5 protein-coding genes are annotated in these 8,335 nt (G+C 66.6%); all 5 read right to left on the minus strand.

The window, feature by feature from the left end:
* Window positions 1–41: 41 nt before the first annotated feature.
* On the minus strand, window positions 42–1,478 hold the full coding sequence (lpdA, locus tag N5E02_RS19045) for a dihydrolipoyl dehydrogenase (RefSeq protein ID WP_005417523.1): 1,437 nt from the start codon (window positions 1,476–1,478) through the stop codon (window positions 42–44).
* A gap of 63 nt (window positions 1,479–1,541) precedes the next feature.
* Entirely contained in the window at window positions 1,542–2,741 is a 1,200-nt protein-coding gene (gene sucB, locus N5E02_RS19050) for a dihydrolipoyllysine-residue succinyltransferase (RefSeq protein ID WP_053499860.1), read from the minus strand.
* Between the two features lie 40 nt (window positions 2,742–2,781).
* On the minus strand, window positions 2,782–5,613 hold the full coding sequence (locus N5E02_RS19055; protein ID WP_053499858.1) for a 2-oxoglutarate dehydrogenase E1 component: 2,832 nt from the start codon (window positions 5,611–5,613) through the stop codon (window positions 2,782–2,784).
* Between the two features lie 186 nt (window positions 5,614–5,799).
* Window positions 5,800–6,696, minus strand: a complete 897-nt coding sequence (locus N5E02_RS19060; RefSeq protein WP_164093182.1) for a GNAT family N-acetyltransferase — start codon at window positions 6,694–6,696, stop codon at window positions 5,800–5,802.
* 11 nt (window positions 6,697–6,707) lie between these two features.
* The gene (locus N5E02_RS19065; RefSeq protein WP_188239259.1) at window positions 6,708–8,123 is read right to left on the minus strand and encodes a cupin domain-containing protein; all 1,416 of its coding nucleotides are present in this window, start codon (window positions 8,121–8,123) and stop codon (window positions 6,708–6,710) included.
* Window positions 8,124–8,335 lie beyond the last annotated feature (212 nt).

The raw sequence follows: 8,335 nt of genomic DNA on the forward strand, positions 1-8,335 counted from the left end.
TATCCGGGTGATGCTGGCCAGCGGCCAGCACTACCGGACGATCAGTTCGCTTTGTGGATGGCGCGCTTGCTGACCGCCATCGCGGCGTCGTGGATCACTTCCGACAGCGACGGGTGGGCGTGGCAGATGCGGGCCAGGTCATCGGCCGAGCCGCTGAACTCCATGGTCAGCACGCCTTCGTGCACCAGTTCGGAGACGTTGGCGCCAACCAGGTGCATGCCGAGGATGCGATCGGTTTCGGCATGGGCCAGGATCTTCACGAACCCCGCCGGCTCGATCATCGCTACGGCACGGCCGTTGGCGGCGAACGGGAAGCTGCCGGCCTTGTACGGAATGCCCTCGGCCTTCAGCTGGGCTTCGGTCTTGCCGACCCAGGCCAGTTCCGGCTCGGTGTAGATGACCCACGGGATGGTGTCGAAGTTGACGTGGCCCGGCAGGCCGGCGATCAGCTCAGCCACCGCGATGCCTTCCTCGAAGCCCTTGTGCGCCAGCATCGGGCCGCGCACGCAGTCGCCGACCGCCCACACGCCGTTGACGCCGGTGTGGCAGTGCGCGTCGACTTCGATCTGGCCGCGCTCGTTGACCTTGACGCCGGTGCCTTCGGCCAGCAGGCCCTTGGTGGCGGCGCGACGGCCGACGGCCACCAGCAGCTTGTCCACGGTCAGGGTCTTTTCGCCTTCCGCGTCAGTGTAGGTGACGATGACTTCCTTCTTCTTGCCCTTGCCGGTGATCTCGGTCTTGGAAACCTTGGCATTGAGCTTGATGTCCAGGCCCTGCTTCTTGAATTCCTTGGCAGCGGCCTTGGCCACTTCGGCGTCGGCAGCCGCCAGGAACTCCGGCATGGCCTCAAGGATGGTGACTTCAGCGCCCAGGCGCTTCCACACGCTGCCCAGTTCCAGGCCGATCACGCCGGCACCGATCACCGCCAGGCGGTTCGGCACTTCGGTGAAGTCCAGGCCGCCGACGTTGTCGACGATGGTCTCGCCGTCGAACTTGGCGAACGGCAGTTCGATCGAATCCGAACCGGCCGCGATGATGACGTTGGTGCCCTTCAGCTCGACTTCCGAACCGTCGTGCTGCTTCACCTTGACCACGTTGCCCGGCTGCAGCTGGCCGAAGCCGTAGTAGGCGGCGACCTTGTTGGCCTTGAACAGCATGCCGATGCCGCCGGTGAACTGCTTGACGATCTTGTCCTTGCGGCCAATCATCGCCTCGACGTCGATCTTGGCATCCTTGAAGCTGATGCCGTGGTCGCCAAAGATGTGGCCCATGTTCCAGAACTGGCGCGAGGAATCGAGCAGCGCCTTGGACGGGATGCAGCCCACGCGCAGGCAGGTGCCGCCGAGGGCCGGCTTGCCGTCCTTGCCCAGCGCTGCGTCGATGCAGGCGGTCTTCAGGCCCAGCTGGGCCGCGCGGATGGCAGCGTGGTAACCGGCCGGGCCGGCACCGATGACGACGACGTCGAATTGTTCAGCCATTGAATTATTCCTTGATGCATTACCAGAACCCCTCCGCGCAGGCGCGGAGGGGCGGGAGGTTTCTTACAGGCCGAACAGCATGCGGCCCGGGTTTTCCAGCTGGTTCTTGATGTCCACCAGGAACTGCACCGAGTCCTTGCCGTCGATGATGCGGTGGTCGTAGGACAGCGCCAGGTACATCATCGGCGCGATCACGACCTGGCCGTTCTGGGCGATCGGACGCTCCTTGATGGCGTGCATGCCCAGGATGGCGCTCTGCGGCGGGTTGATGATCGGGGTCGACAGCAGCGAACCGAAGGTGCCGCCGTTGGTCACGGTGAAGGTGCCGCCCTGCAGTTCTTCCAGGCCCAGCTTGCCGTCACGTGCCTTCTTGGCGTAGTCGGCGATGGTCTTCTCGATGTCGGCGAACGACATGCGCTCGACGTTGCGCAGGACAGGCGTGACCAGGCCCTTCTCGGTCGACACGGCGATCGAGATGTCCGAGTAGCCGTGGTAGATGATGTCGTCGCCGTCGATCGAGGCGTTGACCAGCGGGAAGCGCTGCAGCGCGTTGGCAGCGGCCTTCACGAAGAAGCTCATGAAGCCCAGCTTGATGCCGTGGGCCTTGACGAACTCGTCCTGCAGTTCCTTGCGCGCCGCCGACACCTTGGACAGGTCGACTTCGTTGAAGGTGGTCAGCATGGCGGTGGAGTTCTTCGACTCCATCAGGCGCTCGGCGATGCGCTTGCGGATGCGGGTCATCGGCACGCGCTCTTCCGGACGTGCACCACCGGCCTTGCCGGCGCCGCCGTTGCGGGCGAAGTTGACGATGTCTTCCTTGGTCACTGCACCACGACGGCCGGTGCCGTCGACGTCGGCCGGGTTCACGCCTTCGGTGATGGCGGTGAAGCGGGCGCCCGGCGGCAGGGTGTCGGCGGCCGACTTGGCAGCCGGAGCCGGAGCGGCGGCTGCGGCCGGAGCAGCGGCGGCCGGTGCGGCTTCAGCCTTCTTCTCTTCAGCGGCCGGGGCCGGAGCCGCAGCTACGGCGCCTTCTTCGATGATCGCCACGACCTGGCTGGAGGTCACGGTATCGCCTTCCTTGAACTTGATTTCCTTCAGCACGCCGTCAACCGGCGACGGCACTTCCAGCACGACCTTGTCGGTTTCCAGGTCAAGCAGGTTTTCGTCGCGCTTGACGGCGTCGCCCACCTTCTTGTGCCAGGTGGCGATGGTGCCGTCGGCGACGGATTCGGGCAGTACCGGGGCTTTGACTTCGGTGGCCATTGCGGGAGCTTCCTGGTTTGTCTTCTAAATAGGGGGAGGATTATTCAGCGAACGTGTCGTTGAACGGGTTGACCAGTGCGTCGGCAATCAGCTGCTGCTGCTCGCGGACGTGGTCAGCCATGTGACCGGCAGCCGGCGACGCCGAACGTGCGCGACCGGCGTAGTGCAGGTTCTGGCCATCGGCCAGGCAGAACTGCAGGTGGTGGCGGATCTGGTACCACGCGCCCTGGTTCTGCGGTTCTTCCTGCGTCCACACCACGTCGGTGGCCTTGCCGTACTTCTTCAGCTCGGCAGCCAGCAGCGCACGCGGGAACGGATACAGCTGCTCCACGCGGATGATCGCCACGTCGTCCTGGCCACGCTTGGTCTGGTCTTCCAGCAGGTCGTAGTAGACCTTGCCCGAGCACAGCACCACGCGCTTGACCTTCTTGGCATCGGCATTGGCGTCGCCGATCAGGTGCTGGAACTCGCCATTGGCCAGTTCGTCCAGGGTCGACACGGCCAGCTTGTGGCGCAGCAGCGACTTCGGCGACATCACCACCAGCGGCTTGCGGGTGGTCATGTGCAGCTGGCGACGCAGCATGTGGAAGGCCTGCGCCGGGGTCGACGGCACGACAACCAGCATGTTCTCCAGGGCGCACAGCTGCAGGAAGCGCTCCAGGCGCGCCGAGCTGTGTTCCGGGCCTTGTCCTTCATAGCCATGCGGCAGCAGCAGGGTCAGGCCGGAAATGCGGCCCCACTTGGCTTCACCGGCGGCGATGAACTGGTCGATCACCACCTGGGCACCGTTGGCGAAGTCGCCGAACTGGCCTTCCCAGATGCACAGCGTGTTCGGATCGGTGGTGGAGAAACCGTACTCGTAGGCCATCACCGCTTCTTCGCTCAGCAGCGAGTCGATGACGGTGGCCTTCTCCGGCGAATCCACCAGCTGCCGCAGCGGCATGTAGTAGTTGTCGGTCTTCTGGTCGTGCAGGATCGCATGGCGGTGCGTGAACGTACCGCGGCCGACGTCCTGGCCTACCAGGCGCAGCGCGTGGCCTTCGTCGAGCAGGGTGGCGTAGGCCAGGTTCTCGGCAAAGCCCCAGTCGCCCGCGATCTCGCCGGCGGCCATCTTGCGGCGGTCGTCGTAGACCTTGGCCACGCGCGAATGCAGCTGCACTTCGTCCGGGATGGTGTTGATCAGCTTGGCCAGCTCGACCAGCTTGTTCTTCTCGACCTTGGTCGAGACCGGGTCGGACAGCTTGCCTTCCAGCAGCTTCGGCCAATCGACGAACAGCGGGCTGGTCGGCGGAGTCTTCTCGACCTTGGCCAGCTCGGTGGTCACTTCACCGGCGTCCAGCTTCTCGCGGTAGGCATCGACCATGGCCTTGCCGGCACCGGCGGCGATCACGCCCGCCTTTTCCAACTGCTCGGCATACATCTCGCGGGTGGTCGGGTGCTTGCGGATCACCTGGTACATCAGCGGCTGGGTGATCGCCGGCTCGTCGGCCTCGTTGTGGCCCCAACGGCGGTAGCACATCAGGTCGATGACCACGTCCTTGGCGAACTTCTGGCGGAACTCGAAGGCCAGCTGCGCGGCGAACACGACGGCTTCCGGATCATCGCCGTTCACGTGCAGCACCGGGGCGGCGATCATCTTCGCCACGTCGGTGGCATAGCGCGTGGAGCGCGTATCCAGCGGGTTGGAAGTGGTGAAGCCGACCTGGTTGTTGACCACGATGTGCACGGTGCCGCCGACGGCGAAGCCGCGGGCCTGCGACATCTGGAACAGCTCCATGACCACGCCCTGGCCGGAGAAGGCCGCGTCGCCGTGGATCAGGATCGGCATGACCTGCTTGCGTGCGGTGTCCTTGCGGCGCTCCTGGCGCGAACGCACGGAACCGGCCACGACCGGGTCGGCGATTTCCAGGTGCGACGGGTTGAACGCCAGCGCCAGGTGCACCGGGCCACCGTCGGTGGCCACGTCGGCGGAGAAGCCCATGTGGTACTTCACGTCGCCGGCCGACGCGTGCTCGTCGTGCTCGAACTTGCCTTCGAATTCGTCGAACAGCTTGCGCGGGTTCTTGCCCAGGGTGTTGACCAGCACGTTCAGGCGGCCGCGGTGGGCCATGCCGATCACCACGTCCTTGACGCCATCCTTGCCGGCGCTGCGGATGATGGTGTCCATCATCGGGATCAGCGAGTCGCCGCCTTCCAGCGAGAAGCGCTTCTGGCCGACGTACTTGGTGTGCAGGTAGCGCTCCAGGCCTTCGGCCGCGGTCAGGCGCTCCAGGGTGCGGCGCTGGGTGTCAGCGTCCAGCTGGTAGTTGCCACCGGCCGCTTCCAGCTTCTTGTAGATCCACTGGCGCTGCTCGACCTCGGAGATGTGCATGAACTCCGCACCGATCGAGCCGGTGTAGGTCGCCTTCAGGCGTGCGAGCAGGTCGCGCAGCTTCATGCGCGGCTGGCCGCCGACGCCGCCGGTGCTGAACTCGCTGTTGAGATCGGCATCGGACAGGCTGTGGAACGGCAGGCCCAGGTCCGGGGTGTTGACCGGCGCGGCCAGGCCCAGCGGATCGAGGCGGGCGTCCAGGTGGCCGCGCGAGCGGTAGGCGGTGATCAGACGACCGACATTGCGCTCGCGCTCGTCGCCCGCACCGGTGCCGGTGCCAGCTTTCAGCGCATCCTTGGCCGCGTCCGCGATGTGGGAGATGACGGCCGAGTGCGGAATGTCACCTGCTTCGCGGCCCTTGAAGCCGTCGAAGTAGGTTTTCCATTTGGGATCGACACTATCCGGGGAGACCAGGTACTGCTCGTACAGGTCCTCGACATAGGAGGCGTTGCCGCCGGCGAGTTGCGAAGATTGCGCAAACTGCTTCAGTTGATTGTCCACGATGGAGGGTGTTGATTCGCTTTGTGGGGTATGGCTTCAGAAGGACCCGGCAGGAAGATGAATAGCCCTGCGCGGGCGCGTTCAAACAGCCAAATTGTACCCCCAACGGGACACGAAGGGGCACCACCACAGGTATCCCGCGTCCGCTGGTGCCGGTTCCAGACAGGTTGGGTCAGCGGTGCCGGCTCAGATGCCGAGCGCGCGCAGTTCGCTGCAATCGCGCGAACGGTCCCAGACGCGCTGCAATTGCTGCCCGAACGGCTGCGAACGTGCCGGCAGCGCGATACCGGCCTCGCCGTCGAGGCGATGGCCGATCAGACGAAAGTAGAAGTCGCCCGCATCGTTGAGCAGGCAGGAAGAGGCCAGCGCGCGGTCGACCGGGTCGCTGACCTCGCGGAACTGGATCACGCTTGGCAAGCGCTGGGCCAGCGCCAGCAGCGGCGCTCCGGCAGACGCGATGGCGGCGGCGTCGTGCACGATCACCCGCAGCTGCTTGTCGTGGCGGGCGGTGACGAAGCGGCGCAGGGCGGCCTGTACCGACGGCGCGTCGAGCAGTCCCGGGTCCAGCTGACGGCTGTGCAGCCACACTTGGCGGCGGGCGCGGTGGACGATGGCCGTGGTGATGGCCACCGCCTGCTCGCGGCTGTCGATGGCACTGGCCGCGCCCAACCGGCGGCGCATCTGCTGGTGGCCGATGCCGGCCTCCTCGAATACCTCGCCTTCCGGCAGGAAGCCCTGGCGGGCATAGAAATCGCGGGCGGGCAGTTGGGCGTGCAGGTGCAGCTCGGCCAGGCCGAGCCTGCGCCCGGCCTCGACCAGTGCCTCCAGCAGGGCCTCACCGACCCCGTGGCTGCGATGGCTGGCCAGCACGGCCATACGGCCGATGCGGCCGTCCGGGGCCAGCCGGCCGGTGCCGACCGGCTGGTTGTCACTGTCCAGCGCCAGCACATGGACGCTGACCGGGTCCAGCGCATCGCGTTCCAGTTCCGCGGCGATGCCCTGTTCCTGCACGAACACGCGTTGGCGCACGTCGTGGATGGCAACGTGGGCGTCGGCGTGGCTGACCTGCTGGACCCGGACCATGGCGGCAGGGCTCAGGCGCGACCGTCGTCGCTGTCGTCTTCGTCGTGATCCTCGAAGTTGACGATGACTTCGATGCCGTCGTCGTGCACGGTCACGGTGTGGACATCGTCGGACACCGCGTCTGCGTCGATCGCGTCGACACGGTCACGGCCTTCGACCACTTCGCCGAGGACCACGGCGTCTTCGCCGTCATCCTCATCTTCAGCGTCATACACCTCGTTCGGATCGATCAGCTGGAACACGCCACCGACCAACAGCTGCTGGACCACCGCGCGGCCCTTGTCGGACAGGCCGCGATAGGCGGCGGCGTCGAGCTGCTCGGCACCGGCCAGGCGCTGGGCGTCCTTCACCGGCAGCGCGAAGTCCTGGCCGCTGACGTACAGGCTGGCGCCGCGCTTGGCCCGGCGCCAGGCCAGGCGTGCCCACGGGTGGCGCTGCAGCAGCAGGCCGGAGGCCAGCGCCTGGACCACTTCCTCCGGTGCCGGTGCGGCCTGGTGGGCCATCACTTCGCCGGCGGCGCGGTAGGTGGTGATGAAGCGACCGAACCAGTCACCCAGCTTGTCCGGGTCGTTCATGCGGATGGCGTTGAGCGCGGTGATCACCCGCGCCATCGCCACCGTGTCGATTTCGTTCGGGTCGGCCGGCACCTTGAGGTCGGCATCCTGGTAACGGATGTTCTCGTCGGCATCGGCGATCAGGGTGTCGAGGTAGTCGCTGATCAGCTCGGCCGAGGACGGCGCGCGCATGCCGAAGGAGAACGTCAGGCAGGGATCCTCGGCGACGCCGTGGTGCGGCACGTTCGGCGGCAGGTACAACATGTCGCCCGGCGCCAGCACCCAGTCGTGGGTCGGCTTGAACACCTTCAGCAGCTTCAGTTCCACGTCCGGGCGGAAGCCCAGCGGTGGCTGCTTGCCCTTGATCGATTCGCTGGCGTCGATCTGCCAGCGGCGGTGGCCGTGGGCCTGCAGCAGGAACACGTCGTACTGGTCGACATGGGCGCCGACCGAGCCGCCGGTGGCGGCGAAGCTGATCATCACGTCATCCATGCGCCAACGCGGCAGGAAGCTGAAGTGCTCGATCAGGGCGCGCACGTCCGGGTCCCACTTGTCCACGTCCTGCACCAGCAGGGTCCAGTCGTGGTCGGGCAGGGCCGGGAACACGTCTTCCTGGAACGGGCCGGTGCGCACGCGCCAGCCGTCCCGGGTCTTGTCGTGCTCGATCAGGCGCGCCAGCACGCCTTCCTCGCAGGCCAGCCCGGCCAGGTCTTCCGGCTGCACCGGGGTCTGGAAGTTGGGGAAGGCGTTGCGGATCAGCAGCGGGCGTTTCTGCCAGAAGTCGCGCAGGAAGGTGGCCGGCGCCATGCCCAGCGGCTGGCCGGGGCGGGCGGTGACTTCGATGAGGGGGGCGGAGGACTTGCGGGCGGCCATGGGGGAATCCTTGCAGCGGAAAGCGGGAGGGGCGGCGTGGCGGGCCGCCGAGGTCTCCATTGTCCGACGTTCGTGGGGATTGCGCACGTGTGGTGGTTTGTCGCGGGGTGTCCGGCCAACGGCGGAGCCCCTCGTGGCGGGGACGGGTTCACAAGCAAAAGCCGCGCTTGGCCGGGCTGGTGGGCTGCGCGGGGGACGCTGCAAGTACGTCC

Origin of the sequence: Stenotrophomonas sp. GD03777 (assembly GCF_029842485.1) — a bacterium.
Taxonomy (GTDB): Bacteria; Pseudomonadota; Gammaproteobacteria; order Xanthomonadales; family Xanthomonadaceae; genus Stenotrophomonas; species Stenotrophomonas sepilia.